Annotated in this window: 25 protein-coding genes and 1 pseudogene; 12 read left to right on the plus strand and 14 right to left on the minus strand. The window is 57.2% G+C overall.

Going from position 1 to position 26,784, the window contains the following annotated elements:
* Positions 1 to 20 precede the first annotated feature (20 nt).
* Both LB462_RS04545 and LB462_RS04550 read left to right on the plus strand, forming a co-directional pair.
* Positions 21 to 1,103, plus strand: coding sequence for an extracellular solute-binding protein (locus LB462_RS04545; RefSeq protein WP_224506178.1), 1,083 nt, complete (start codon positions 21 to 23; stop codon positions 1,101 to 1,103).
* Positions 1,100 to 2,410 (plus strand): flavin monoamine oxidase family protein, encoded by a 1,311-nt coding sequence (locus LB462_RS04550; RefSeq protein ID WP_224506179.1) that lies wholly within the window; start codon positions 1,100 to 1,102, stop codon positions 2,408 to 2,410. Before LB462_RS04545 ends, LB462_RS04550 begins: the two co-directional genes overlap by 4 nt.
* Here the strand turns inward: LB462_RS04550 and LB462_RS04555 are convergent.
* The 3 genes from LB462_RS04555 to LB462_RS04565 are packed head-to-tail and all read right to left on the minus strand — an operon-like array spanning position 2,374 to position 5,190.
* The gene (locus tag LB462_RS04555) at positions 2,374 to 3,447 is read right to left on the minus strand and encodes an ABC transporter ATP-binding protein (RefSeq protein ID WP_224506363.1); all 1,074 of its coding nucleotides are present in this window, start codon (positions 3,445 to 3,447) and stop codon (positions 2,374 to 2,376) included. The genes LB462_RS04550 and LB462_RS04555 overlap by 37 nt on opposite strands.
* Positions 3,448 to 3,454: 7 nt before the next feature.
* Positions 3,455 to 4,276 carry an ABC transporter permease gene (locus tag LB462_RS04560; RefSeq protein ID WP_224506180.1) on the minus strand — a complete coding sequence of 274 codons (822 nt, stop codon included), beginning with the start codon at positions 4,274 to 4,276 and terminating at the stop codon, positions 3,455 to 3,457.
* Positions 4,273 to 5,190, minus strand: a complete 918-nt coding sequence (locus tag LB462_RS04565) for an ABC transporter permease (protein WP_224506181.1) — start codon at positions 5,188 to 5,190, stop codon at positions 4,273 to 4,275. Before LB462_RS04565 ends, LB462_RS04560 begins: the two co-directional genes overlap by 4 nt.
* A gap of 250 nt (positions 5,191 to 5,440) precedes the next feature.
* On the opposite strand from LB462_RS04565, the gene LB462_RS04570 reads away from it, so the two are divergent.
* Positions 5,441 to 6,862: an aminotransferase gene (locus LB462_RS04570; RefSeq protein ID WP_224506182.1), complete on the plus strand. Its 1,422-nt coding sequence runs from the start codon at positions 5,441 to 5,443 to the stop codon at positions 6,860 to 6,862.
* Between the two features lie 61 nt (positions 6,863 to 6,923).
* On the opposite strand, the gene LB462_RS04575 is transcribed toward LB462_RS04570, so the two are convergent.
* The 3 genes from LB462_RS04575 to LB462_RS04585 all read right to left on the minus strand — a co-directional run bounded on the left by LB462_RS04575 (position 6,924) and on the right by LB462_RS04585 (position 10,100).
* Positions 6,924 to 8,120 carry an aromatic ring-hydroxylating oxygenase subunit alpha gene (locus LB462_RS04575; RefSeq protein WP_224506183.1) on the minus strand — a complete coding sequence of 399 codons (1,197 nt, stop codon included), beginning with the start codon at positions 8,118 to 8,120 and terminating at the stop codon, positions 6,924 to 6,926.
* Between the two features lie 116 nt (positions 8,121 to 8,236).
* Positions 8,237 to 9,421 (minus strand): alpha-hydroxy acid oxidase, encoded by a 1,185-nt coding sequence (locus LB462_RS04580; protein WP_224506184.1) that lies wholly within the window; start codon positions 9,419 to 9,421, stop codon positions 8,237 to 8,239.
* Positions 9,422 to 9,440: 19 nt separating this feature from the next.
* Positions 9,441 to 10,100, minus strand: coding sequence for a helix-turn-helix domain-containing protein (locus LB462_RS04585; protein WP_224506185.1), 660 nt, complete (start codon positions 10,098 to 10,100; stop codon positions 9,441 to 9,443).
* Positions 10,101 to 10,377: 277 nt separating this feature from the next.
* Here LB462_RS04585 and dapA point away from each other — a divergent pair, with 277 nt between their 5' ends.
* The 6 genes from dapA (at position 10,378) to LB462_RS04615 (ending at position 15,729) form a co-directional block, all read left to right on the plus strand.
* Positions 10,378 to 11,277, plus strand: coding sequence for a 4-hydroxy-tetrahydrodipicolinate synthase (gene dapA, locus LB462_RS04590; RefSeq protein WP_224506186.1), 900 nt, complete (start codon positions 10,378 to 10,380; stop codon positions 11,275 to 11,277).
* 16 nt (positions 11,278 to 11,293) lie between these two features.
* Complete coding sequence (locus LB462_RS04595; RefSeq protein WP_224506187.1) at positions 11,294 to 12,712, plus strand: FAD-binding oxidoreductase; 1,419 nt, start codon at positions 11,294 to 11,296, stop codon at positions 12,710 to 12,712.
* Between the two features lie 34 nt (positions 12,713 to 12,746).
* The gene (locus LB462_RS04600) at positions 12,747 to 13,589 is read left to right on the plus strand and encodes a transporter substrate-binding domain-containing protein (protein WP_224506188.1); all 843 of its coding nucleotides are present in this window, start codon (positions 12,747 to 12,749) and stop codon (positions 13,587 to 13,589) included.
* Between the two features lie 57 nt (positions 13,590 to 13,646).
* Positions 13,647 to 14,309, plus strand: a complete 663-nt coding sequence (locus LB462_RS04605) for an amino acid ABC transporter permease (protein WP_224506189.1) — start codon at positions 13,647 to 13,649, stop codon at positions 14,307 to 14,309.
* Position 14,310: 1 nt separating this feature from the next.
* Complete coding sequence (locus tag LB462_RS04610) at positions 14,311 to 15,081, plus strand: amino acid ABC transporter ATP-binding protein (protein ID WP_224506190.1); 771 nt, start codon at positions 14,311 to 14,313, stop codon at positions 15,079 to 15,081.
* 117 nt (positions 15,082 to 15,198) lie between these two features.
* Entirely contained in the window at positions 15,199 to 15,729 is a 531-nt protein-coding gene (locus tag LB462_RS04615; RefSeq protein WP_224506191.1) for a hypothetical protein, read from the plus strand.
* Positions 15,730 to 15,909: 180 nt separating this feature from the next.
* Here the strand turns inward: LB462_RS04615 and LB462_RS04620 are convergent, their stop codons facing one another.
* Positions 15,910 to 16,677, minus strand: a complete 768-nt coding sequence (locus LB462_RS04620) for an SDR family NAD(P)-dependent oxidoreductase (RefSeq protein WP_224506192.1) — start codon at positions 16,675 to 16,677, stop codon at positions 15,910 to 15,912.
* A gap of 143 nt (positions 16,678 to 16,820) precedes the next feature.
* Positions 16,821 to 17,642 carry an alpha/beta fold hydrolase gene (locus LB462_RS04625; RefSeq protein WP_224506364.1) on the minus strand — a complete coding sequence of 274 codons (822 nt, stop codon included), beginning with the start codon at positions 17,640 to 17,642 and terminating at the stop codon, positions 16,821 to 16,823.
* A gap of 829 nt (positions 17,643 to 18,471) precedes the next feature.
* On the opposite strand from LB462_RS04625, the gene LB462_RS04630 reads away from it, so the two are divergent.
* Positions 18,472 to 19,668, plus strand: a complete 1,197-nt coding sequence (locus tag LB462_RS04630; RefSeq protein ID WP_224506193.1) for an MFS transporter — start codon at positions 18,472 to 18,474, stop codon at positions 19,666 to 19,668.
* A 24-nt stretch (positions 19,669 to 19,692) separates the two neighbouring features.
* Here the strand turns inward: LB462_RS04630 and LB462_RS04635 are convergent, their stop codons facing one another.
* From LB462_RS04635 to LB462_RS04655, 5 genes and pseudogenes are all read right to left on the minus strand, one after another.
* A complete protein-coding gene (locus LB462_RS04635) occupies positions 19,693 to 20,403 on the minus strand; it encodes a response regulator transcription factor (RefSeq protein WP_224506365.1) in 711 nt (236 codons plus the stop codon).
* A 14-nt stretch (positions 20,404 to 20,417) separates the two neighbouring features.
* Complete coding sequence (locus LB462_RS04640; RefSeq protein ID WP_224506194.1) at positions 20,418 to 20,795, minus strand: response regulator transcription factor; 378 nt, start codon at positions 20,793 to 20,795, stop codon at positions 20,418 to 20,420.
* Positions 20,774 to 21,439, minus strand: a complete 666-nt coding sequence (locus LB462_RS04645) for a response regulator transcription factor (protein ID WP_224506195.1) — start codon at positions 21,437 to 21,439, stop codon at positions 20,774 to 20,776. Before LB462_RS04645 ends, LB462_RS04640 begins: the two co-directional genes overlap by 22 nt.
* Positions 21,436 to 23,349, minus strand: a pseudogene (locus LB462_RS04650) (PAS domain-containing sensor histidine kinase); the annotation flags it as partial. The pseudogene LB462_RS04650 and the gene LB462_RS04645, both read right to left, overlap by 4 nt.
* A gap of 327 nt (positions 23,350 to 23,676) precedes the next feature.
* Positions 23,677 to 23,925: a hypothetical protein gene (locus tag LB462_RS04655; protein WP_224506196.1), complete on the minus strand. Its 249-nt coding sequence runs from the start codon at positions 23,923 to 23,925 to the stop codon at positions 23,677 to 23,679.
* 154 nt (positions 23,926 to 24,079) lie between these two features.
* On the opposite strand from LB462_RS04655, the gene LB462_RS04660 reads away from it, so the two are divergent.
* Positions 24,080 to 24,697 (plus strand): TetR/AcrR family transcriptional regulator, encoded by a 618-nt coding sequence (locus LB462_RS04660; protein WP_224506197.1) that lies wholly within the window; start codon positions 24,080 to 24,082, stop codon positions 24,695 to 24,697.
* 136 nt (positions 24,698 to 24,833) lie between these two features.
* On the plus strand, positions 24,834 to 25,598 hold the full coding sequence (locus LB462_RS04665; RefSeq protein WP_224506198.1) for a dienelactone hydrolase family protein: 765 nt from the start codon (positions 24,834 to 24,836) through the stop codon (positions 25,596 to 25,598).
* Positions 25,599 to 25,646: 48 nt separating this feature from the next.
* Here the strand turns inward: LB462_RS04665 and LB462_RS04670 are convergent, their stop codons facing one another.
* Positions 25,647 to 26,636: a substrate-binding domain-containing protein gene (locus tag LB462_RS04670; protein ID WP_224506199.1), complete on the minus strand. Its 990-nt coding sequence runs from the start codon at positions 26,634 to 26,636 to the stop codon at positions 25,647 to 25,649.
* Between the last annotated feature and the right edge of the window lie 148 nt (positions 26,637 to 26,784).

Raw genomic sequence — 26,784 nt, forward strand, 5'->3', positions numbered from 1 at the left:
TAACAATAAGGGGAATGAGCATGAAGAAATCGGGCCGCCATCTTGGCATCATACTCGGAGTAGCCGCCGGGCTTTCGGCCGCGGTCGCGACGATCGCAATCGCCGCAGACAAGGATCTCATCGTTTTTGACTGGGCAGGATATGAGGAACCCTCGTTCCACCCCGGCTATGTCGCCAAGAATGGTGAGTCTCCAACATTCGCTTTTTTTGGCGACGAGGATGAAGCCTTCGAGAAGGTGCGTTCCGGCTTCAAGTCGGACCTAGGACATCCATGCTCGCAGAGTGTGAAGAAGTGGCGCGAAGCTGGCCTGCTACAACCATTGGATACGACGAAGATTACCGGTTGGAATGATCTTGCGCCGAACATCATGGCGATGAAGGAGCTCGCAACCACAGCGGACGGCAAGGCGTGGTTCATGCCCTGGGATTGGGGGAATACGTCGCTGACCTATAATACCGACAAGATCGACGCGAAGGACGTGCAATCGCTGAAAGCCTTTGCCGATCCGAAGTTCAAGGACCGCGTGTCTATCGGCGACAATGTCGATGATGCTTATGCCCTGGCCAGTCTCGCGATCGGTTTGAAGGACTGGACGCAGATGACTGACGACCAATTCAAGCAGGCGTCGGATTTTCTTCGTGAGGTCCATAAAAACGTACGGCTCTATTGGACAGATACCACCGAGATCGTGCAGGCGATGGGCGGCGGGGAAGTCGATCTGGCCTGGGCATGGAACGATGCAGCGACGCAACTCACGCTCGCGGGTACGCCGGCAGCCAGAAAGCCCGATACGGACGAAGGCAATTCAACCTGGGTTTGCGGTTATGTCCGCTTCAAGGATGCGCCCGGATCCGAAGCAAAAGCCTATGATTTTCTCAATGCGGTCAATGATCCGGCAATCGCGACCTATATGGTGAACGACTGGGGATATGGCATGGCGAACGCCAAGGGCATGGCATCGGTCGATCCGAAACTGCTGGAGGAAAAAGGCTATGCCAACAACGATAAATCCGCCGAGAATACCTTGTTCCAGTCGCCGCTTCCCAACGAGTTGAAGGCGAAGATGATCGCTGAATTCGAGAAGATCAAGGCTGGGTATTGAGCGCTGACATTCCCTCGCGCGTTGTCGTCGTCGGTGCAGGCTTTACCGGCCTGTCGGCGGCGACGGAGTTGGAACGCGCGGGCATCGACTTTGTCCTGCTTGAGGCGCGAGACAGGGTTGGCGGCCGCGTCGAGGCAAAAATGAACGACCTCGATGACCTCTACGATACGGGAGGTCAGTTCATCTGCGATGACATGCCCGAGATCATGGCCTTGGCGCGGACCCACGGCAAGACGTTGGTTGAGACATCTACACGCGGTGACACCGTCGCCCAACCGCCGCCGCACGGCAGGCATGATGCGGAAAAAGTTTCCGCAGGATCGATGGCTCTGCGTCGCCGCCTGCGGAAGCTGGATCCGACCGATCCAGCGCTGTCTGGTTTGACCGTCCGCGCATGGGTCAACAGCCAACAGGCCGACCCCGCCGCAAAAATGCGATTTCTGTCGTTGATCGAAGGTCTATGGTGCGTACCGGCTGAGCTTGTTCCATTGTGGTTTATTGTCGATAACGACCGGCGTATCACCAACAAAGTCTCCGAACTTCAGTATTTCCTCAAGGAAACGATGCATTCGCTGGCAGCGGATATGGCGCGGTCGCTGGGGAAATCGCTGCTATTGAGTGAGCCCGTCAACAGTGTCGAGACGACTGCATCCGGCTTCACGGTCCGCACTGTCTCCGGGGCTTATTCGGCCAACGAGGTCATCATTGCTGTGCCGCCTGTAATGGCGAGCAGGATCATCTTTCATCCCTCGTTGCCGGAGGCAATAAACAACGCGCTTGCCTCCTGGAAGAGCGGCACAGTCGTCAAGTTGCTCATACGATATTCCCAACCGTTCTGGCGGAGGACGGGCCTCAGCGGCAGTGTCATCTGGGTCGATCCGCGCGGGCTCTATGCTTGCGATGCAAGCCATGATGACCAGCACCCGGCGCTTGTGGTGTTCGTCGGAGGACCCATCGCTGTCGAGTGGTCAAGCCAGGGTGAAGCGGCGCTTAAACAGGAGGTGGTGTCGAGACTGGTGGTGGCGCTTGGACCAGAGGCTGGCGCGCCGCTGGACATCCTGCTTCGCAACTGGATCGACGACACGTGGAGTGGTGGTGGCTATTCGGACATTGTCGAGGTCATGAACGCGACGGAATCCGAAAACACGCTGCGCCGCGGCGCCGCCGGCATCACCTTTGCCTCGTCGGAACTCTCGCCATCGTTTCCCGGCTATATCGAAGGAGCGATCATTGCTGGCCGCTTGGCGGCCCAGCCCATCATCGAGCGATTTCAGTCGGCGAGTGCCACCAACGCGTCGGGGTCGTAGGCAAGACGGATCGGGGCGCCCACAGGAATGTCGTCAGCGCCAAAATTATTGGTTTCCGTCACCGAGAGCGGTTTGTCAAAACCCGGTATCTCGATGACCAGATGCGTTATCTCGCCGAAGTAGTGCCGATCGACCACCTTGCCGGCCACCTCGTATTTGTCTGTCGCATCATCCCACAGGACGCGCAGGCGCTCTGGCCTTATCCCTAGCGTCGCGCCTTTGCCGTTGCTGACAAAGGCAGCCGGCTTATCGGTTTTCACCCGCCCGAAGCCTGGCGTATCCAAGATCATCGAAGCGCCATTCTCCTCGACAATCTCAGCTTTGACGAAGTTCATGCCACCGAGAAAGTCGGCTACCTGGCAGTTGACCGGCCGCTGATAGATCTCTTTCGGCGATGCGACCTGCGCGATCTTCCCGCCGAACATGACCGCGATGCGATCGGACATCGCCAACGCTTCATATTGATCGTGTGTGACGAGAATGAATGTGATGCCGACGGCCTGCTGCAGCCGCCGCAATTCGACCTGCATCTGCTCGCGCAACTTCTTGTCGAGGGCTGAAAGAGGCTCGTCAAGGAGGAGCACCTTCGGGCGCATGACGAGCGCGCGGGCGAGCGCAACACGCTGGCGCTGTCCACCGGACAGTTCGGTCGCACCGCGCTTCCCAAGCCCGGTCAGTGATACTTGCGACAGCGCTTCTTCGACACGGCGCTTTTCTTCGTCTGCTCCAAGGCGGAGCCGTTTCAGCCCGTAGCACACGTTCTGTTCGACATTGAGATGCGGAAAGATGGCGTAGCTCTGAAACACCATATTGGTCGGCCGCCGATTGGCGGGAATGCCGTCCATCGGTTGGCCATCGACCGAGATTGATCCGCTTGTCGGCGTGTCGAAGCCCGCGATCATACGGAGCAGCGTGGTCTTGCCACACCCGGAAGGGCCGAGAAGCGAGAAGAACTCACCCTCGCGGATTGTCAGGGACGTCTCATCGAGCGCCTTGAAGGCCCCGTAGCTGCGCGTCACACGCGAAATCTCGATCATAGAGCGTTCAGGCAATCATGCCTCCCATATTCTGGGTGCGATTGCTTGCGCGGCGTCGCACGATTTCTGCGATGGTCAAAAGGATAATCGAACCAGCGAGGAGGAGTGTACCAAGCGCGAGGACGCCCGGCAGTTTGGCGGCAAATCGCAACTGACCCCAGATGTAGACTGGCAAAGTTGCTTCGGTTCCGGTCAGGAAGAATGCCATGATGAACTCGTCGAGCGAGATAGTGAAGGAGACAAGCAGGCTCGAAATGATTGCAGGCGAAACCATAGGCAGCGTCACACGCCGGAACGTTCCGAAGGCGCTCTCGCCAAGGTCCGAGGAGGCTTCCTCAAGGCTCCTGTCGAAACCTTCGAAACCTGAAGTCAGCACACTCAGCGAATATGGGATGCAGATGAGGACATGACCGAATACGACTGTGATCAATGATAGGCTAAGACCGAGTTGAAGCATGACAAGCAGCATCGAGACTGCGACGATAATCTCTGGCAGGACCAGTGGTGCCATGAGCAGGCCATTGATCGTGCGCCTGCCGGGAAAGCGGTAGCGCGTAATGGCGCGCGCGGCGCATATGCCGAGTATGGTGCTCAACAGGGACGCAGAGACGCCGACGAGCAAGCTGTTCCATGCCGCATCGGTTAGTGCCGGTGTGCGGGTGAGGTCGCCATACCATTTGAAGGTGAAACCGCTCAGGGGAAACTTCGGTGTCGCCGACGTGTTGATCGAAAAGATCGGCAGAAAAATCACCGGCAGATAAAGGAAGATGACATATAGAAAAGCATAAGTTTTCAGCCAGCTTGGTGCAAAGTTCCGCAATGTCTTCATCGGATTCGCCTCGCTGCCATGCGGATCACGAGAACAACAGAGGCGGCCATGGCAGTCACCACCGCCATGGTGGTCACCGAGAGCGCTGCGCCGAGCGGCCAGTTTGCGGCTTTGCCGAACTGAGCCTGGATGGCATTGGCAATCATCACACCGTCTTTGCCGCCGACGAGACGCGGCGTCACGAAGTCGCCGACGGTCGGGATCATCACGATGAGTGTTGCAGAGATGATCCCAGGCGCCGACAGGGGTAAGGTTATTCGCAGGAACCGCCGCAATGGCCCATCGCCGAGATCGGTCGCCGCCTCGACAAGCGAGCGGTCGATTTTTTCCAGCGAGACGAAGATCGGCAGCACCGCGAATGTTGCCCACGCGTGGGTCAACGTGATCACGACTGCACTGGTGTTGTAAAGGAATGCATCCGACGGGCCATTGGTGATTCCCAGACCCATCAACGTAGCATTGAGAACGCCGTTATAACCAAGGATGACCTTCCACGACATCACCCGCAGCAGATAGCTTGTCCAGAACGGAATGGTGATCAGGAACAGCCAGAGGCCCTTATGCTTGCCGCCATGGAACGAGATAAAGAAAGCGATGGGATAAGCTAGGACGAATGTAAAGAAGCTGACCAGAAGGGAAATCCACAGCGATCGCATCAGAAGATCGCGGTAGATGGGATCGGTCAGCGCCACGCGATAATTTTCGAGGGTGAAGGTCCGGTCGATCGTCAGGTAGTTTTGTGTCCAGAAACTGTTGGCAATGACTAGAACAATTGGAATGACCAGGAAGATCACCGCATAAATAAACGTCGGGCTGATCAGCCCGAGACCACGCGCAGCTTCTGATTGCAGAACAGGATTTCTTTGTTTGCGCACAACAGGCAGTGCGGCGATCCCTTCCGCCGGTGCCGTCATTCGAACGGACCACGCGCGTGATATGCCATCAGGTACCGGAGCATATTGTTCCCATTCATTCGGTTCACGCGGCACGTTCCCTTTGGTGCCATCTTTCTTGCATCATGCGCCTATCCGTGGATTGAAATCAAGTGCTATTTCTGACATATTGATTGAACGAACATTCAATATGATGAGAGAAATCTTATTGATTTCCGATAATTGAATATGATTTTAAACCGGGAAACCCCGGCAATAGGGCGAGGGAACAATGGCGGCGGTGAAACAGATACGGGCAGCCGGGGTGGCAGCGGCGCGGGCAAATCACGAGACGATCGATCTGGCCAAGCGGCATCTTGTTCAGCCATGGCCCTGGGCCGGAGAAATCGGCGCCGAGGCCAGATCGCTGATCAGCGGCGGCGAGGGAATTTACATCACCGACGGCGAGGGCAAGCGGCTTATCGACGGGCCTGCAGGCATGTGGTGTGTCAATATCGGACACCGCCGCGAGGAGCTGGCGCGCGTCATGTACGACCAGGCCATGCAGCTTTCCTACAACACGCCCTGGTATACGATGAACGAGCCTTCGGCGGTGCTCGCGGAGCGCATCGCTGCCTATGCTCCCAGCGACCTCAATCACGTCTTCTTCACCACGGGCGGGTCAACAGCTGTCGAAAGCGCACTTCGCTTCATGCAGTTTTTCAACAATGCACGCGGCCGGCAGGAGAAAAAGCTGATCCTGTCGCGGGGCGGCGCCTATCATGGTTCTACCTATCTTTCGGCGTCGTTGAATGGGCGTCCGCGGGATCGCGACTGGATGGATGGGGCAGACGAACTCGTCGTCAAATTGTCATCCCCGAATGCATTCCGCCGTCCCGAAGGCATGAGTATAGCTGCATTCTCGGACATGCTGGTCGCCGAGTTCGAGGAGACGGTCCGCCGCGTAGGTGCCGACAAGATCGGCGCTTTCATTGGCGAGCCGGTCCAGGCTTCAGGCGGCGTCATTCTACCGCCCGAAAACTATCTGCCGCGCATCCGCAAGATATGCCGGGACAATGAAATACTGTTTATCGCTGACGAAGTGGTCACGGCCTTTGGCAGACTTGGGCATGTCTTCGCTTCCGAGGATGTATTCGATATCGATCCGGACATCATCACCTTTGCAAAGGGTGTCACCTCCGGCTATTTTCCGCTCGGCGGCATGGTCATTTCAGAGCGTCTTCTTGAAGAACTGCGCCGTTCGAACCACCCGACAGCGATGTATGCGCATGGACTGACCTACACCAGCCATCCTGTGGGCTGCGCTGTGGCTCTCACCAATCTCGATCTGCTCGAGGATGGCATCCTTGCGCACACGCAGTCCGTAGCGCCCTATTTTCAGCAGCAACTGAAGACGCTTGAGGAATTGCCCCTGGTTGGTGAGGTTCGCGGGATAGGTTTGATGGCCTGCGTCGAGTGTGTTGCCGACCGCGAGAGCAAGAATCCGCTCCAGCTTGATACGAATGTCGGAATGCGCATCGACGCACATTGTCATGAACTCGGCCTTCTGGTGCGACCGCTCATTAATATGTGCGTGATGTCGCCGCCGCTGGTGATTACCCGCGAACAGATCGACGATATGGTCGGTATTCTGCGCGAAGGGATTTCGCGCACGATGGACGATCTGCGGCATGAGGGCGTCTGGCAAGGATAATCCGGCTAACGACAAATAACCCGGCAACTACGCCGGGTTTTTTATTGCGCGTTGTCGGCAATTAGCTCTGCGCAGCCAGTTGCGCATTGAGCAACGGCACGTCGGCCTCTGCCGGCGCCTTCTCGACCCTCAGTATGGGCAGCACATTGCGCAGGTGATCGTGATGCGAACGCACGCCATATTCGAGGTCCGAGAGATAGAATCCCGAGAACGATTTCGACAGCATCGATTCATTTGACCATTTCGTCAGCTGAACATCTTCCGAACTCGTCTCGCGATCGATGCGCGAGGCGAGATAACGGGCGGCCCGCTGCTGCCGTGTCTCATCCTTGTGGCGGAATACAGCGCCGCGCAACAGGGTCTCGCCCGTCGACAACGGAAACTCCTGATAATACTGCGCTCCTTCAGGCGTAACCGAGATCACAGAATTCGGGAAAATCCCGTAATAGATCCACGCGTTGCGCAGGTCCTCGGGCAGATGCGTCGCCTCCGGTGCCAGATTGATATAGTTGCGCACACTCCAGCGCCGTCCCGCATGGGGATTATAGCTGGCGAAAGATCGCGACACGCCATTGACGAATGGCTCGTCGTAATAGGTCGAGCCGTAGAGATCCTGGAGCGCCGGATGTGCCATTGCCACGTGGTAGCCTTCATTGTCGACATCGCGCACCGACTTCCAATTGACGGGCGATTTCTGCGTCCAGTAACCCGCGGAAACCATATCCGCGATCTTGTAGTTTGCAATTTCCGCTTCGAACGGCTTCATCAATGTCGCAACCGATGGCTGCGCGCTCTCGAGAAAACGGATGAAGATAAAACCCATCCAGATTTCAAGTTCGAGTGGCAACAGACCGAATTCGTTTTTGTCCATCTCCGGGAAAGAGCGCGGACGCGACGCGCCTCTGAGGGTGCCGTCGAGGTTATAAACCCAGCCATGGAAGGGACAGACCAGCGCGTTGTTGCATGTTCCCTTGTTGTCGGTGACGACGCGAGATCCCCGGTGACGGCAGATATTGTGAAAGGCACGGATTTCGCCGTCCTTGCCACGCACGATCAGAGCCCGCTCGCCCACGATATCAAGCGCGACGTAGTCGCCGACATTCGGCACATCGCAGACATGCCCGGCTATCTGCCAATGGCTTCGAAATACGTATTCCTTCTCGAGCTCGAGCAAGGCCGGACTGCTGTAGCTCCAGGCCGGCAATCCCCGGCGGTCCCAGTTGTTCGGAATCGTCAAATCGCGCTGATTAACCTGCATAAATTCGCTCTTACTTATTGAATGTTCATTCAATATAAGCACAAACATCGTTTGTTTGCAATCTGTTAGATTAGCAAGCCTCAAATTGCGTTAGCGGTTTGGATTCGTCAAGGCAATCATACTATGTATCGGAGACGGCGGGCGCCAGACTCCGCATTTCGTTGCAGCGCCGCACCACATTCACTTGGCTGCCGAAGCCCGAGCATTGTCAAAGTGACATCGATTTCATCTCGGAGCATGGCAAGTAGATCCTCGGCTCCCGCCTCACCATTTGTGGCGAGCCCCCATAGCGGCAGCCGACCAATCATTACTGACTTGGCGCCATTTGCGATATACTTCAGGACGTCGCTTCCGCGCTTCACGCCACTATCCGCAAGAACGTCAAGATCGTGGCCAACAGCATCTGCGATTCCCGGAAGAACGTCGATCGGCGCGGGTGCAATATCAAGATTGCGGGCACCGTGAGCGGACACCACGATCCCGTCGGCTCCAGCAGCCTTTGCTAGATAGGCATCGTGAACGCCAAGAACACCCTTGATGACAAGTTTACCTTTCCACCAGCGTCGAAGCTGATGGATGTCGTCCCAGTTCAGAAGGTTCTCCAGGCGGACGGCTTCGGCGATGGAAAGTCGGGTGACTGCGCTACGGAATTCCTGCGGATAATGGCCATAGGTGGGCATACCAGTTGCGAGGAGATAGCGAAGCAGGACCCCACATAGCCAACGCGGATGGAGCGCCACATCCAGGCCAAGCCGCAGTGAATACTTTATCGGGATCGAAAAACCGTTCCGATGGTTGTATTCCCGCTTCGGACTTGCGGGGGTATCGGCCGTCACGACCAGTGTCGTCACACCTGCCTTTTCCACACGTTCGAGAAGCGCGCGCGACAGGTTTCTATCCTTCCACATGTAAAGTTGAAACCAAAGGCTGGCTCGAGGCGCTCCGGCGCGGATCTCTTCGATGGTCGTGATGGATTGTGTGGAGATGCAAACCGGGATGCCCATCCGCTCAGCCGCTCGGGCAAGTTTGATCTCGCCATTGTGTGAGACCAGTCCAGCCAGGGCCGTCGGCGCCACAACCAACGGCATCGCTGTCGTTTCACCGAGAATTTCGGTTCTCAGTTCGCGCTCAGGGTGGCCAGTCAGCACACTTGGAATGAGCTTGATAGAATCGAGACTATTTCGAAGGCTTCGCAGGGCATTCTCATCTTCAGTTCCACGATCGATATATTCGAAGAGCGCCTTGGGAAGAGCTCTCCGGGCGGCGTCGCGAAAGTCCCCGGCGTTCAAAAGTCTCTGCATTTTCATTTGCCTTCGCAGATCATGAGACGGCGAGGACCCAAAGCACTTTAGCGTCGCGCTCGCCGGCGGATGTCCACACGTGCTCGGCATTGGCATCGTAGTAGATCGAATCTCCCTCGTTCAACACAAGCGGCTCATATAGCTTGCTGTGGACGACAAGAGTGCCTTCCAGGACGGTCAGGAAGATTTCGGCCCCCGATTTTGCCCAGATCTTATAGTCATCGGGTGAACGTGCCGAAACGCTCGTCATAATCGGTGTCATTTTTTTGTTGCGTAGATCCGAACATAGGAAGTTGTTGGCACACGTATCCGTGTCATGAGCTTTGCCGCTTCCAGCCCGAGTAACGCTGCGGCGGCCATAGCCGCTTGGCGATGTATTTTGCGCATTCAGCAATTCCATCAAATCAATTCCGAGGCCAACGGCGATTCGCTGCAGCGTTCCGATTGTCGGGGAAAGTTCATTGCGTTCGATTTTCGAAAATGCCGAGGCAGATACGCCCGTCGCTTTGCTAACACTCTGCAACGTCAGGTTTCTGTCCTTGCGAATCTGATGCAATCGCGCGCCGATGTTCATCTCGGATGGCGCGGCATCTGCAATGCTGCTGGCGTGTTCGTCGCTCTTGCGGCGAATGACATCATGGAGCAGTACGCCCTGATCGCTGATTGACTGGCTGGCCATAACCTTCTCCATCAGTTGCTGTCCCAATCGCTTTGCTGTTGCGGACTTTCTCATCCGCTATCGCAAATCATTAACTCTGGAAAGAAAAATACGCTAAAGCCAAAATTTTTCCTATAGTGGATTTTTTTGATAAAAATATTGACATGTGTTGAATGCTCATAAATTATCTCATCTGTGAGGCGATCAACGCAACTAGAAAATAAAACGGGAACGGTCGCGATCACACTGGGAAACCGTGGACGATCGCGCCTGTCCTCCGACTATAGGACATGCATTCATGACTCTTTCTGCCAATGAAATCAGTGGCCTTTACACGGCCATAGTCACTCCGATGAAGGAAGACCGGACCGTCGATCTCGACGGCCTGCGCAAGCTTACCCGCTTCCAGCTGGAAAGTGGCGCGGCCGGGGTCGTTCCGATCGGTGGCACTGGCGAATATACGGCTTTTTCGCGATCCGAGCGCAGGACGATTGTGGAAGCGTGTGTTGAAGCGTCGGACGGCAAGCCGGTCATCCCCGGTGTCCTGTCCACTGGTTTCAAGGATGCTGTCGAGGCTGGACAGGATTTCGCCGCCGCCGGCGCTTCTGCCGTAATGACGGTTACTCCTTATTACGCTTCGGGCACCCAGGAGGCGATGCGTGACTACTTCCGGGCCTATCGCCAAGAGGTTGATGTGCCTGTTATGCTTTACCAAATCCCGCGTCGCACGAATGTTGCCGTCACTGCTGAGTGCATACAGGGGATGGTCGAAGATCGTTCCATAATCGGCATGAAGTACTCGTCCTATGACGTGCCGGAGTTTATCAAGACGATCAGGTTTGTCGGTAATCAAATTGCCATATTGAGCGGCGAAGAGCCTCTTTTCGCGACCCATGTCGCACTTGGCGCTCGCGGTGGCGTTCTGGCGTCCGCGTCGATATATCCTAAGGTCTGGCTTAAAATCTTCCAGCTTGCGCAGGAGGGTAAGCTCCATGAGGCCTTGCGAATTCAGGCACCGATCGACTCCGTCGTCGAGGCAATTTTCCTGGAAACCAATCCCGGTCCTCTGAAAAAATATATGGCTCTGGCCGGTATGCCTGTTGGAAGCGTCAGGCTGCCGTTACAGGACCCGAGTGAGGCAACTCTGGCAAAACTGAAGGAAGTCGCCAATCAGGCCAAGCTCGTGAATCTCGCTTAAAGAAAGGCTTAAATCCGTGATTGATCGGCTGCGCGACATCGTTGGTTCCAAAGGAATAATTAGCGACCCTTCGGAGATGACGCCTTATCTCACGGATTGGCGTGGTCGAAAGCAGGGCAGGGCCGTTTGCGTGGTTTTGCCCGCCTCGACAGACGAGGTCGCAGCGGTAATGCGTGTGGCTGCGGAAGAAAGGCAGCCGGTTTTCCCCCTCGGCGGCAATACGGGGCTGTGTTATGGAGCGGTACCCGAAAGTGACGATGTCGAAAAGCTCGGTATCGTCCTCTCGCTTCGCCGCATGCACCGGATCCGGGACATCGATACCGTGTCAGATATTATCACTGTGGATGCCGGGGTCATACTTGCTGAAATCCATCAGGCGGCCGACAGAATCGGTCGCCAGTTCCCTCTGCGTCTTGGTAGTGAAGGCAGCGCACAGGTTGGCGGGCTCATCTCGACCAACGCAGGCGGCACCGCAGTCGTCCGATATGGGCCGATGCGCGACCTGGTTGCTGGGCTGGAATTGGTCCTGGCGGACGGCCGCATCGTCAACGACCTCGCGGCTCTGCGCAAAGACAACACCGGCTATATGCTACGGCAACTCTTCATCGGTGCGGAAGGAACGTTGGGTATCATTACAGGCGCGGCGCTGAGACTATTTCCAAAGCTCTCAAAGAGTGCACACGCTTGGATCGACGTGGCGTCGCCAGCGGATGCCGTTCAACTTCTCGCTCGGTTTCGCGCCACCGCAGGTTCATTCATCGAGGCCTTTGAGCTGGTATCCTCCTCTCAGTTCGAGCTCGTCCGCCGGCACGTGGATCGGGTTCGCATACCATTCGCCGAGTTGCCTGCATGGTCACTGATGGTGGAACTCAGCACATCCGACAGTTACACGGACCTGGATGCCATGCTCGGCCGCCTGCTCGAGGAGGGTTTTGCGGCCGGTCTGATTCGCGATGCTGTGGTTGCTGCATCCAATCAACAGGCAGAAGAGATCTGGCATGTGCGCCACTCGGTATCGGAAGCCAACAAGAAGGAAGGCATTGGTATCGTTCATGATATAGCGGTACGGACCTCTTTCGTTCCCGCGTTCATCGATGCGGCGGACAAAGTGGCCGCGGAACGATTTCCCGAGGCCACCACGCAGGTCGTGTGCCATCTCGGCGATGGCAACGTTCACTATATCCTGATGTTCTCGCACGACTATTGGAACACTATTGACGACCAAGACGAGTTCGCACTCTGCGTCGAAAGGGCGATTCATGATGTCGGCGTTCAATACGGCGGCACATTCAGTGCGGAACACGGAGTGGGCCGCAAACTGCCCGCGGAACTGGAGCGGTTGTGTGACCCGATCCGCTACGAACTGATGCAGCAAATTAAACACGTTCTCGATCCGCATGGCAGGATAAACCCGGGTGTTCTGCTCAAATCGTAGTGAACTACTAACCGAAAGAAGAAAGGGGAATAACATGGTTTCCAGAAGAGAATTCGCAGGCCTCCTCGGAGGAGGTGCAATCGCAGCGACCTTAGCCGGCGCAAGCTCGGCTGCGGCGCAAGCCCCGTCACAGAACTCGTTTCAGCAGGTCATCAACTCGAAGAAGCTGCGTATCGGCGGCGTGGCAAGCGGTGCGCCCTGGACAGTCAAGGACAAGGAGAGCGGCCAGTGGGGTGGTCAGTTCTATGACATCGGCAAGGCTCTTGCCACGGACATGGAAGTCGAACTTGAGGTCGTGGAGACGACTTGGGGCAACGCCATCCTCGACCTGCAGGCCAACAAGATCGATGTCATGTTCGGGATGAACCCAACACCGAAACGCGCCCTGGCCGTGGACTTCACTGTCCCGGTCTATAACAGCGCTCTCGTTGTCATCGCGAAGACAGGTTTCGAACCGAAAACGTGGACAGACCTCAACAAGCCCGAAGTCAGGATCGCAGTCGACATGGGTTCCGCGCACGACCAGGGTGCTTCGCGCCTGTGTCCCAATGCGACGATCGTGCGGCTGAAATCGCTCGACGAGGCGACGCTGGCGCTCTCAACGGGCCGCGTCGATGCGCAGTGCATCTTCTGGATGGGAGGTGTTCGTGCCGTCAAGCGCGATCCGCGCCTGGGAAAGGTCGTCGCTCCGACGCCGATCTTCGGTTCGACGTCCAACGCGGCCGTGCGACGAGAGGAAGACAAGACCCTCCGCGATTTCCTGAATACCTGGATCGTCTATGCGCAGGGCCTCGGCCTGGTCCGGGAGGCCGTCGTGTCCAGTCTCGCGAAGGTCGATATCACCCTCGACGACATTCCCGCCGGCGTTACCTTTTAATGATGTTTCGGTGCCTGCCTTTGGTGGGCACCGAACCGGAACACAGGAAGTCGTGATATGTACAATTGGGATTTCAACATCCTTTGGAGCTACCGTTGGCTGCTATTTGAAGGAACGCTCGTCACTATTGCCCTCACGGCCAGTATCGTCGTTTTAGGGCTGCTGATGGGGCTGATTGCCGGTCTGGCGCAGATTTCCCGGTTCGCGTTTCTAAGATGGGTGTCCTGGGCGTATATCGAACTTTTTCGTTGCACGCCTCTCCTTGTCCAACTCCTGTGGTTTTACTATGCACTGCCAATTTTGACGGGCATCGAGATGAGCGCCATCACAGCGGCTGTTCTCACCCTGTCGTTGTATGGCGGATCGTTCTATGCCGAGGTAATCCGCGGTGGCATCGTTACGATTGACGCCGGTCAACGTGAAGCCGGTCTGGCACTCGGCCTGACGCCAGCGCGGGTGATGCGTCGCATTATTCTGCCGCAGGCGATCAAACAAATGATCCCTCCACTCATGAATCAGTCGATCATCCAGTTCAAGAATACATCGCTGGTTTCCGTTCTGGCTGTGCCTGATCTCCTTTACCAAGGGCAATCAGCCGCGACCGAAACATACCGTCCGCTCGAAGTCTATACGGTGATTGCGATCATCTATTTTGTCGTACTCGTGCCACTGACGGCCATCGTGAAGAAGAGCGAGAAGGCTCTTCGGGAAAGTGACTAAAATGATTGCCGAGAACTATAAGATCGAGATCAGTTCGCTCAAAAAGCAGTTCGGTGATCTGGTCGTTTTGCGCGACATCAATTTGAAGATTGCTCCTGGCGCCGTCATTGCACTCATTGGGCCTTCAGGATCCGGTAAATCCACACTGCTCCGCTGCATGAACCTGCTGGTCATCCCGGACGACGGCAGTATCCGCATCGGTAACGACGCGTTCAAGTTCGGACATGGAACGAGTCTTCCTTCGGCGCGCGAGCAGGCCCGCTTCCGTCGCGGGGCAGGCATGGTGTTCCAGCATTTCAATCTGTTTCCTCACATGACGGTTTTGCAAAACGTCATGGAAGGACCGGTCTCCGCGAAGAATATGCCGAAAGCCGAGGCCGCAGTTCTGGCGCGCAAATTGCTTGCCAAAGTTGGACTGGTCGACAAGGCTGACGTTTATCCGCAAAGGCTCTCGGGTGGACAGAAGCAGCGTGTCGCGATTGCCCGGGCGTTGGCAATGGAACCCGAGGTGATGCTCTTCGATGAAGTCACGTCTGCGCTCGATCCGGAACTTGTTTCCGAGGTGCTGTCCGTAATGCGGGATCTTGCCGCGGAAGGTATGACAATGATCATTGTCACGCATGAAATTGCCTTTGCACGGGAAGTTGCGGACATAGTCGTCTTCATGCGCGATGGTGTTATCGTGGAAGAAGGGCCGGCACGCGAGGTCATCGACACACCGAAACAGGAGGGCACACGGTCTTTCCTGAGGCATTTTCATACCCGTAGCTAGGCACGTACGGATATCGGCCAAAGCACCGATACCCTGCCCCTAGTCAATGTAGTGGCGCGCCTAGTATGCTCAGATGCCTACCGAGAGGTTCCCTGCGCATGTTCTAAGGAGGTTGCAATGACTGTATTCCGCTATTCGAATATCGGGTTCGCCTTGTCGGCAATGCTTCTCGGAATCCTTGCGATCTTCTATACGACTGGTGTTGCTGCTGCGGCGCCTGGCCCTGATCTTCACCAATTGTGCAGCGAGGTGCGCAACGACGACACGATACGCGAATACTCACATGCTCTCTATAATGGGACGGTGGAAGCCTTCAAGAAACTGTTCCCGGCGGCCACGGCCGCCCCGGACGAGGCAGAGCTGAAAACGCAGGCACAATATCGCTGTATGAACGGCAAGATCATGGTCTGCTTCGTCGGTGCGAACCTGCCTTGCGTGAAAATGAACAATGCCCGCAATAACCCGGGAGCAGATGAGTTCTGCCGGCAGCATCAGAACGAGGACAATGTTCCAGCTTTTGCGATCGGCCATGACGCCGTCTTCTCATACAAATGCCGTAGTGGGCGGGCGGAGATCGTCAGCAGTGCGTGGAAACTCGATGAGCGCGGCTTCGCCAAGAAACTCTGGACAGAGCTTCCCGACCGCTAGCGATCAGGAGTGGCCGCGAACGGAGGCTTTTAAGTGATCTCTTTTGCCACCGACTGTTTGATTTGGCTGTCAACCTGGGGAGACTCCTCTCGAATGGCACGTGCACTCGCAAGGGACAGAGCATGATATTATCCTCGGCATTTGTCGCTTGGCTGTGGTTATCAGAGCCCATCCTCGCAACTAGGCTGTGACGAGTCCTCCGTCAACGGCAATGACCTGTCCTGTGATCCACGTCGCGCGGGGATCGGCGACGTTCAAAATCCACGTCGCAACGTCTTCCGGTACACCACGGCGACCTAACGGGATAAGCTTGCGCTCTTGTTCTGTCACGGCGGCAATCTGATCCGAAGACAAACCCATACGGTCGCGCAAAAAATCTGTCTCCACAGGTCCAGGCGCTATGGCATTCACTCGAATTCCTCGGGGCGCAAGTTCCAATGCCCAACAGCGTGTCAGGTGCTCCACAGCGGCCTTGCTCGAACCGTAAACCGAAAGCTCTGGTGCTGCCTTGCTGCCGAATGTACTCGACATGTTGACGATGGTGCCCCTTGTCTTTGCGAGATGCGGAACTGCTGCGGCAGCCAGAAGGATTGGTCCAGTCACGTTCACCGCGTATATATTCGAGATGGTATTCGCATCGCTCTCCATCAGGGATCGGATTGCACCAGCACCGGCATTGTTGACCAGGATATCGAGGCGGCCCCAAAGTTTGATGGCAGAATCAATCGTGTTACGCGCTGCTTCAGGGTCGGCTGCGTCCGCGACAAAGCCATGGATGTTGGGATTTGCAGCGGCAATCTCTGCCAGCACTTCAGCGCGCCGTCCTGTGACAAGGACCTTCGCACCCTGCGACGCAAATTGCTGGGCTGCAGCCAATCCTATACCGCTGCTGCCACCTGTAATGATGACAACTTTTTCCTGGAAGTTTTCCATAGCAGTTAGCCTCATCTCACTTTCTTGACGACGCATTGTCGTCGATCGTCAGGGCCGTCCCGGAGTCGTCGACAAAGAAGAGTGTCGGTAGTCGCCGCTCCGGTTCGATATAATTTGGTCTTGCCGATGCCATGATGGTCACCAGCCGCAGACATCTCTCAACTTCTTATGAACGCAAGAAGATCGGCGTTGATGACGTCCGCATGGGTCGTGCACATGCCATGCGGATATGTCTCATAGACCTTCAACGTTCCATTCTTCAGGAGTTTCACTGACAGAAGCGCGGAGTCCGCAATGGGAACGATCTGATCGTCGTCGCCGTGCATCACAAGCGTTGGAATGTCGATGATTTTCAGGTCTTCCGTAAAATCCGTTTCCGAGAAGGCTTTGATGCAGTCGTAGTGTGCCTTCGCGCCGCCCATCATGCCCTGCCGCCACCAGTTGGTACGGATTGGGTCGGATATGGCTGCGCCCTCGCGATTGAAACCGTAGAACGGGATCGGGAAATCCCAATAGAACGCCGATCGGTTTGCAGCGAGCTGAGCACGCAAGCCGTCCAAGACTTCGATCGGCAAGCCACCGGGGTTTGCGGCGGTTTTCACCATGATCGGCGGAACGGCGCTTATCAAGACCAGTTTGGCCACGCGGTCCTTGCCATGACGTGCGACGTAGTGAGCAGCTTCGCCGCCGCCGGTCGAATGTCCCACATGTATGGCGTCCCGCAGGTCGAGCGCCGCCGCCAGTTCGGCAAAGTCGGCGGCATAGGTGTCCATGTCGTTGCCAGTTGCGGTTTGGGTTGAGCGCCCGTGGCCACGACGGTCGTGAGCGATGACGCGGTAGCCTTTATCCAGGAAGAAGAGCATTTGCGTATCCCAATCGTCGCTGGAGAGGGGCCAACCGTGATGGAAGACGATCGGCTGCCCCGTTCCCCAATCCTTGTAAAAGATCTCCGTACCGTCCTTGATTTTAAGTATGCCCATGTCATTAGGCCTTTCGCTTCGGTTGTTGGAATTGGTTGGTGAAAGAGATGGGGCGCTGAACGCCAGTGAAGGCATTGCAGCGAAAACCGTCGCACTCGCCCCAAGCAGAAGAAGGTCGCGGCGAGACGCATCGATCGTTTCAAACGGTGTATGTCCGTTCATGCGGAGATCTCCTTGAGTTGGAGCCGGACAGGTAAGATGCTCGTCTGCCAATTCGTTGGCTGCAGGAAGAAACCGGAAAAACTCCTGCATTCACCATCTCTGTCGCGTCCGGTTAACACGGCTCGCACATCAGAATTAACGCCGATGTCGAACTCAGACATCCCATCCATTGGTTGGGGGAACACATACCGAAGGTCACAACACGCAATTGAAATGAAGGCGAGAGGAACTGGTGACCGTCAATGGTGCTTTTCATAATCTCCGGGGGTTATCCAGTGGGACCGATCGATGGTTTCTTTCGGCGGCAATGACAGTCCGCTACAGTCCCTTACTCAGGAAACCACATACTATGGTATTGAATGCACCCGTCCTCAGCACGATGGCCCGCACCTTTGAAGGGGCGGTGACACAGCCATCCCGCTGACGGGACACGACAGCATTTCGGACGATTTTACGTAGTGGTTGCCGAACTCGTTCGTGCAGCGAGCGGCTAGTTTCGCGAAACACTGCCTTCGTGTTCCTGTCAATCTGAATGACACTCGACGTAGCTGAACAACCAGTGATACCATCCTGGTTGTAACGCCCCCAAACGCTGGCGCCAGCCCGTTCAGCGGATGCGTTGCTCAACATTAAATGATCACCAGACTGCAGGGACCGCAGCCGAACCATGACGGAAACCGCTCGCCATTCTTCGATGCCTCGCGATCCTGTGTCCCTCGTTGTCGGTGCGACCGCCGCGCAGGTGATCGGCGGGCTGGTTCCGCAGATGTCGCCTTTTGTGATTGGCGGGTTGATGGCCGGTCTCTCGCTGTCGGAACGCGAGGCTGGCCTCATCGCCTCCATTGAACTCCTTGCCCTCGCCGTCACCGCGATCGCAATTGCACCCGTTCTGCCCCGGTTCGCCTATCGGCGCGTCGCCCTCTTCGCCGTCGTACTGACGTTGCTTGCCCAAAGCGTATCGATCTTTAGTGCGTCAGCGATGTCACTTGCCCTGCTGCGTGGCCTCGCTGGTATCGGTGAGGGCGCGCTTTACGCCGTGTCACTCTCCATCGTCTGCTCCCGTTCCAGCAACCCCGACAAGGTCTACGGCTACTTTCAGGTCGTCTGGGCCTTGACCAGCGTCGCTCTCTTTACCATGGGCGGGCACCTCACCGCCGCTTTCGCGCATCGCGGCGTCTTCGCGCTGATTGCGGGCGTGATCCTCGTACTCGCGCCACTCCTGCTTCTCATTCCGGACGCCCGAGACAAGAGCAACAGCCGAGTTGCTAGGGACACGGCGCGGACTTCCCCGGTACTTGGCGTCATGACAATCGCGTCGATCGCGCTTTATCTTACCGTCTCTGCCGCGGTTTACGCGTTCAGCACGCCCTTGGGCGAGCGCGCAGGCCTCGACACGACTGCGGTGGGCTATGCGCTGACGATCACCACCTTGGTCGGTCTTGCAGGTGCAGGAGCCGCGACCGCGCTCAACGTGCGCTGGGGACGAACAATTCCTTTCTCGGGGTTCTGCGTCGGCCTCACACTCGTCGCCCTGGTGCTCTGTCTCTCGCGCAATCCGACAGTCTACCTTGTCGCTCTTGTCGCGTCGGGTGTCATTTATTACTTCTCGATTCCCTACCTTTTCGGCCTTGCCGCCGCGCTCGACCGCAGCGGGCGTTGGGCCGCGGCGGCAGGGTCGGCCTATCTGTTTGGCTTCGCCGCCGGCCCTCTGATGGCCGGCTCCGTGATTGCGGCGGTAGGCTACGCAGGCCTCGCTGCCGTCTGCGTCGCGATCACGGCGGCCGCATGGGGGCTCGCCATGGTCGTTATTCGGCGCCTCAGCGGAATCGGCCGTGCCTCGCACTTTACCGACGTTCCGGCATGAACCGCCCATGATTTCTTAGCTCGGTCAATGCGTTTGAAGCGGTGCGGCCTCCACAGTCTTGCGTACCTCGGCAGGCAACATCTCCCAGACGCGAACGAGTTCGCCGACGGAAGTCAGTTGCATCTTGCGCATGACGTTGCAGCGATGGAGCTTGACTGTAATATCGCTAATGCCGAGGTAGAAAGCGATCTGCTTGTTCAGCCGGCCAGCCGCGACTTCGCGTAGGACCTGACGTTCGCGCGGAGTGAGCAGCGCGAACTTGCTTAGGTATTCCTTCAGGATCCGAGAGTGCGCCCGCCGCTGGATATCAAGTTCAATGCCTGCGGCGATTGCATCGAGCAGCGTCTGGTCGCGCACCGGCTTGGTGAGGAAGTCGACCGCTCCCGCTTTCATCGCTTGCACCGACATGGGGATGTCGCCATGGGCCGTGAGAAAGATGATCGGTTTGGCCTCGCCGCTCTCGGCTAGCCGATATTGGAGATCCAAGCCGCTTAGGCCAGGCATCCGTACATCGGTGACGAGGCAGCCTGGCCGATCCGGGAGTTCAGCCTCGAGCAGTTCGCCCGTGGAGGCGAAGCTGATCGTGTCGATGCCCACCGAATGCATGAGCTCCTGGAGCGCCTCGCGGAGGCTGGCGTCGTCGTCCACGAGGATGACCAGCGGGCGATCCGCTTCGGCCCAGTTGCCTGCGGACTGAGATCTGTTGAGCACGCTGCTCTTGTAGCTCTCACTCATATGATAACTCACACTCATCGTGAATTCTCCTTTCCAGTCAAAGCGTCACCAATCGCTGCAAGCAACGCTTGCCCGTCGAAAGGCTTGCGGAAGAACCAGTTGTGCTTCGCCTGCAACAGCTCAATTACTTCATGGCGGGCGGTAATCAGGATCACTGGCAAGTCGGGGCGTCTCTCGCTCATCAAGCGCTGCAACTCGAAGCCGTCCATGCCGGGCATGCCGATATCTGTGATCAGACAATCTATCTCCGGGACTGTATTACTGTCGAGCAGGGTCTGAGCCGAGGAGAATGCCCGCACGACGTGCCCCGCTGACTCAAGAAGATTCTCAAGCGATTCGAGCAGGCGCTGGTCGTCATCGACGATCGCTATCACGGACTGCGGGTTGGGCATTCTTGCAAGCTTCCTGAACGTCTGGAATGAGTGATTGGAATCCGCAGCTTTTCAGCGATCCGCACCAGGTCGGCGAGCGATTCCGCCCGCATTTTGTGCATGATCTTGCTGCGGTGGATTTCAAGGGTAATCTCACTGATGCCGAGCTCTGCGGCGGCCTGTTTGTTCAGCAGGCCGCTGACCACGAGCGGCAATACCTCACGTTCCCGCGGGGTAAGAGCCGCCAAGCGGCGAGCAAGCTCGGACAGCTCCGCGCGCACCGATCGTTGAATGCGATCCCGGTCGATCGCCGCCCGAACGGCCGCAACCAGATCGTTCTCTCCGACCGGCTTGGTCAGAAAGTCGACGGCACCTCCTTGAATGGCCCGTACCGACGATGGAATGTCGCCATGCCCCGTTATAAATACGATCGGGGGATGGACATCGTCGGATAGCTGCTTCTGGAATTCCAGACCGTTGATGTCGGGCAGCTCGACATCGAGGATCAGGCACGCAGGGAGATCGGGCTTCGCGTAAGCGACATAGTCCGCGGCCGCAGCGAACGTCTCGGCCTGCCACCCCAAGGACTCCAATAGTTCGCTGATTGCCTCGCGCACCCTGGCATCATCATCCACCACGAAGACCATCTCCTTGCGCTGGCTCATGGCGCCTCGCTTGCCTCCAACGGAAGCGTGAAAGCGACAGTCGCCCCACGGGTCTCGTTGTTGGCCATCCAGAGTCGGCCCCCATGCGATTCGATGATTGAACGGCAGATGGCGAGCCCCATACCCATCCCGTGCTGCTTGGTTGTGAAGAACGGCTGGAAAACGCGCTCGGCTTCCTCGAAGCCAGTTCCGGCGTCGCGAACCTCGATGCGGATCGCGTCAATACCGTCACGGAGCGAGCTTATCTGGAGCGCACGCGCGCCGTCGACCATGGCGCTGTCCATCGCCTCGACCCCATTCCGCACCAGGTTCACAAACACCTGCTGTACCTGGACGCGATCGAGCGCGACGGACGGCAGGTCCGGCTCGAGATTCGTTTCGATGCGGATGCCTTTCGCCGCGGTCCCATCAGCCATCAGTTGGCAGACTTCGCCAATCAAGTGGTTGATATTTTCAGACGACCTGGCTCGAGGTGCCTGACGGAAAAGGGCGCGGATGCGACTGACGACATCCGCCGCCGAATTGGCGTCGCGGGTGATGCGCTCGGCCGTAATCTTCGCGCGCTCTACGTTCGGGGGCTCGGCGGACAGCCAACGGTGACATGCGTGGGAATTGGCGACGATAGCCGCCAGCGGCTGGTTCACTTCGTGCGCAATCGAGGCGGAAAGCTCGGCCAGGCTGGCCGCTTGAGTAGCCCGCGCGAGTTGCTCGGATGCGCGTCGCAGAGCCTCTTCCGCATGCACCTGATCGTCTATGTCGTGACAGAGGCCGAACCACTGGGCGATGCGTCCGTCCGGAGCGCGCAGCGGCTCGGCCCGGCCCGACATCCAGCGGTAGACACCGTCGTGCCGGCGCAGACGATATTTCATGGAGAAGATCTCGCCCGTCCTGAGACTGTGCCCGAGAACATCCGACACCGCGTCCACGTCGTCCGGATGGAAGATGGCGTCGAACACCACCGCCAGCTGGCGCTTGTCCTCCAGGTCCACACCGAGAAAGTCTGCCATGTGCTTGTTGGCAAGGGTGGTCTCCCCGTCCGGGGTCAGACGCCAAAGGTTACTGGGAACCATGTCCACGAGCAACGAGAGCTCCCGTTCCCGATTGCGCAGCGCCTCCTGCGCGCGCACTTCATCGTCAATGTCGAGAGAAACGCCGTACCATTGCACAATCGTTCCGTCTTGATCACGACGGGGCTCCACCCTGCACTCCGCCCACCGATAGGCGCCATCTTTCTCAAGCCAACGAAACCGCATGACGGTGCCGCGGCCAGATTCAAAACAATTCAGCAATGTTCGCTGCACTTCAGGTGCATCTTCGGGATAGATCAGTTCTTGCAGCAATGTTTCGATGCGCGGCTCCTCGATGGCTTCGAAGTCGGCGATCACGGCGCGGAAATGGTCCTGGTATCGCTTGTTGAAGTACACCGGCCCATCCATGGATGTTACGCTCCAGATGCGGAGAGGCACGGCGTCGATCATCTGCTGAAGCTGCCGCTCGCTTTGCCGCAACGCCTCTTCGGCGTGCATCTGGTCGTCGATGTCGTGACAGAGGCCGTACCACTGGATAATGCGTCCATCCGGACCCCGCATCGGCTCGGCGCGGCTCGACATCCAACGATAAACACCGTCGGCGCGTCGCAAGCGATACCTCATGGTAAAATGCTCGCCGGTGACGAGGCAGCGGTTAAGCGTGTCCCTGAACTCCGCTGCATCGCGCGGATGGACGGTCTCAATGATCGCCTCCAATCGGCTGACACCCGGTTTATCCATATCCGGAACGTCGAGGCCAAGGAAGTCGACCATGCGCTTGTTGAAGAAAGTCGGCTCCCCCTCCGGAGTCAGGCGCCACAGGTGGCTCGGAACCATGTCGATGAGCTGCGAAAGCTCCCGCTCCCGATCGCGCAGCGTCTCCTCGACCGGTTTGTGGTCTTCGATTTCTATTGGCATAATCAGCTGCTCCTGCCCGGCAAAGCAAACCTTGGGACCCTCTACGCTTCTTATACCACCCTCAATCGATGTCTGGCTTGGCGAAATCATACGATAGTTTAATTCAGCCATGCGCCTGCCGCACCTCATGGAAAACCATGATGAGCCATATGTCCCCATGCCACTTGAATGGCGAACGCCAGTGAGAGTTTCCGAGAGAAGGCAACCGGACAGCCGTGGATAGAGCTCAAACGAAAAACTGCGGCCCTTCCGAGAAGGACCGCAGTTTTTTGATCGAGTCTCAATCAGTCGTTAGCAAGCAGCCCCTTGGCACATCTTGCTCAAAAGGTCCGTGCTGCCTTTCAGCGGCTGCGCTGAGACGAAAGCCGGTAACGGACGGCGCCATTCGCTGACGGTCTCATCACTGAAATTCTTGGTCGCCACTGTCGTCATAAGGAGCTCGAGCTCTTTTCGGCTGACGCGATCGGCACGCATCACAGCGTTGATCAGCGGGTCCGAAAGGACTTGTGACTGGGTAAGGTCGGAATAAAACTGGGACATATTGGTCTCCTTCTCGATGACCAGTAAAACTGTATTGGATCAAAATTACGGCGTTGGGGGTTACGGGCAGGGTGGCGAACGAGTGAATTGACTTCGGCATTCAATGTGTGTTACCGGTCAGTAACGTCCCAATAGTTACTAAGCGGTAACATCAATGTCAAGTACCCCTTCGAAAACAATAGCAGATAATTCTGACAAGCTCGTGACCACGCTGGAACGTCCTCGTGAACGGATCGTGAAGAGCGCCATAGAGCTGTTTCGCCAGCATGGGATCAAGGGCGTCGGTGTCGATGCTATTGCCGAGGCTGCCGGCTCCAACAAGATGACGCTCTATCGTCACTTTGGCTGCAAGGACGATCTGGTTTGCGAGTGCCTGAAACAGGTGTCGAGCGAAAAGGAGCGTATCTGGGTCGATCTGGAAGACGCCTATCCCGGTGATCCGGCCAGGCAGTTGCGGGGTTGGGTCGATGAAGCTGCCCAACGTATCTTCAATGATTTGCGTGGCTGCGATCTCGTCAATGCGGCGGTAGAACTAAAAGAAGCCGGCCATCCGGCCCAAAGAGTCATCATGGACGCTAAGAAAGCGCATGTGCAACATTTGGTCGAGCTTTGCCGCAGGGCGGGCGTTCAGCAGTACGAACAGCTCGCTCAGGCGCTCGTACTCCTCGTCGAAGGTGCGCGCGTCTGTGGTCAGAGCATCGGTATCGAAGGCCCGCAACAGCGGCTGAAGCAGACCTCCGAAGCCTTGATCGATGCATTTTCCAAACCCTGATAAATGTTTCTGAAACAATTCCTGAATGCGAAGCATTCAAGTGATTGTGTTTGTGCCTGGCTGTCGATGATCGATATTGAGGAGCTGGCGCCTCGTATGATTGGAGGCGTCTGAACCGAAACGACAGGACAGATCCATGAAACAGAACATTGAAATCAAGACCGCTGATGGCACAGCCAAAGCGGCGATCTTTCGCGCCGATCCCTCGGCGGCGCCATCAAAGACCAGCGGTGCCGAGCGCGGTGTGGTGTTCTACATGGATGCGATGGGTCCGAGGGCTGCACTGGATGGCATGGCCCAGCGTCTTGCAGATTTCGGCTATGTGGTTCTTCTGCCGGATCTGTTCTATCGGTTCGGAGCCTATGGCCCTTTTACCGGAACATCCTTTTCCGACGAAACAGCCAAGGCACAGATCATGACCATGGTGCGCGGCACCACCCAGGAAATGACCAAGCGGGATACGGCGTCGTTTCTCAATACGCTGGCGGCAGCTGGCGCAACCGGTCCCGTTGGCGCCGTCGGTTATTGCATGGGCGGCGGACGAGCCGTTACCGCTGCAGGTGCCTTTCCGGACAGGGTCGCGGCAGCGGCGAGCTTTCATGGCGGCAATCTCGCCAGTGACGCTGAAGACAGCCCGCATCGTTTGGCAGGCGGCATCAAAGGCCGCGTCTATGTGGGCGTTGCAGGGGTTGATGGCAGCTTTCCACCTGAGCAATCAGCGCGCCTCGCCGAAGCGTTAAGGACCGCCGGAGTCGACCACATCATCGAGAATTATGTAGGCATGGCCCATGGCTGGGCGGTGCCGGATCACGGCGTTTACAACGCGGTCGGCGGTGAGAGGCACTGGAAGCGGCTGAAGACATTCTTCAATGAGGCGTTGAGCCATGGCAATTTGCGATAGTTCAGTGTTTGGAAGCGCCCTTTTGTCGGGCGCTCCCAAATTTTGGACTTACTTCTGGATGCAGGTCGAAACCGTATCCTTGGTGCATTCGTCGAGGCCGGTGAAGACCGGATCTTCAACGGGCTTGCCTTCGATCAGATTGATCATGACCGAAGGTGCCTTGTAGCCCATCTCGAAAGGCCGCTGGCCAACGAGTGCGGTAACCAGGCCTTCGCCGGCAATCGCCACTTCATCACCGATCGTATCGGCTGCGCCGATGACGAATTCATTGCTGGCGATCTTTTCCTTGTAGGGACCAAACAGGTCGCGGTAAGGCTGTGGTGCGCCGAACAGCGGCCAGCCGCCCATGATCCCGAAGGCGTCGAGCTTCGGATTGGCTGCAAGGATGTCGGTCATTGCCTGAACGCCCTTGGCGCCGTCGTCATTGGTGAAGACAGGGCAACCCGCAACTTCCGTCCAGCCGCCTTCGCCCTTGAGCGCTGCCAGGCCCTTTTGACCGGTCAGGGCATCGCGCATGCCTTGAGCCCGGCGAAGGATATTATCTGCGCCGGTATTGCCTTCGATCGTGCAGATCGTACCGCCCTTTGGCTTGCCCTTCTTGATATATTCGCCGATCTTGAAACCCATCAGATAGTTGTCTGTGCCGAGATAGGTCTTGCGCAAGGCAGCGTCTTCAGCGGCGAGATCAGCGTCGAGCGTCATCACCGGAACCGATGGATTGGCCGTCTTGATCGTCTGGGCAATCAGCTTGGCGTTCGACGGCGAGATCGCGATCGCCGCCGTGTCGGCCTTGCCGAGCATATCCTGGACGATCTGCGCTTCGCCGGCTTCATCCGATGTCGATGCGGGGCCGGTGTAGAAGCATTCATATTCCGAGCTCGCGTTCTCGCTGTTCCACTTCTGGCAACCTTGATTGATTGCCTCGAAAAACGGATTGTCGAGACCCTTAACGACGATGACGACCTGTTTTTTTGCCAGAGCAGGTCCCGCACCAAGTGCAAGAGCGGCCGCGGCGACTAACAATAGTGACTTTCTCATTTATTCCTCCCTTGGAAACAAACGGACATGAAATGCCCGCCATTCAGTCTTCTACCGTTGATAGGTGCGCAAGGGCCGGTGTTGAAACCTGCAGATTTTGGGTCCCCTCCGAACTTTATCCGCTGCGCCACGGACAAATACATTCCTC

The sequence above is a fragment of the Phyllobacterium chamaecytisi genome, assembly GCF_020164455.1.
GTDB classification, from domain to species: domain Bacteria; phylum Pseudomonadota; class Alphaproteobacteria; order Rhizobiales; family Rhizobiaceae; genus Phyllobacterium; species Phyllobacterium chamaecytisi.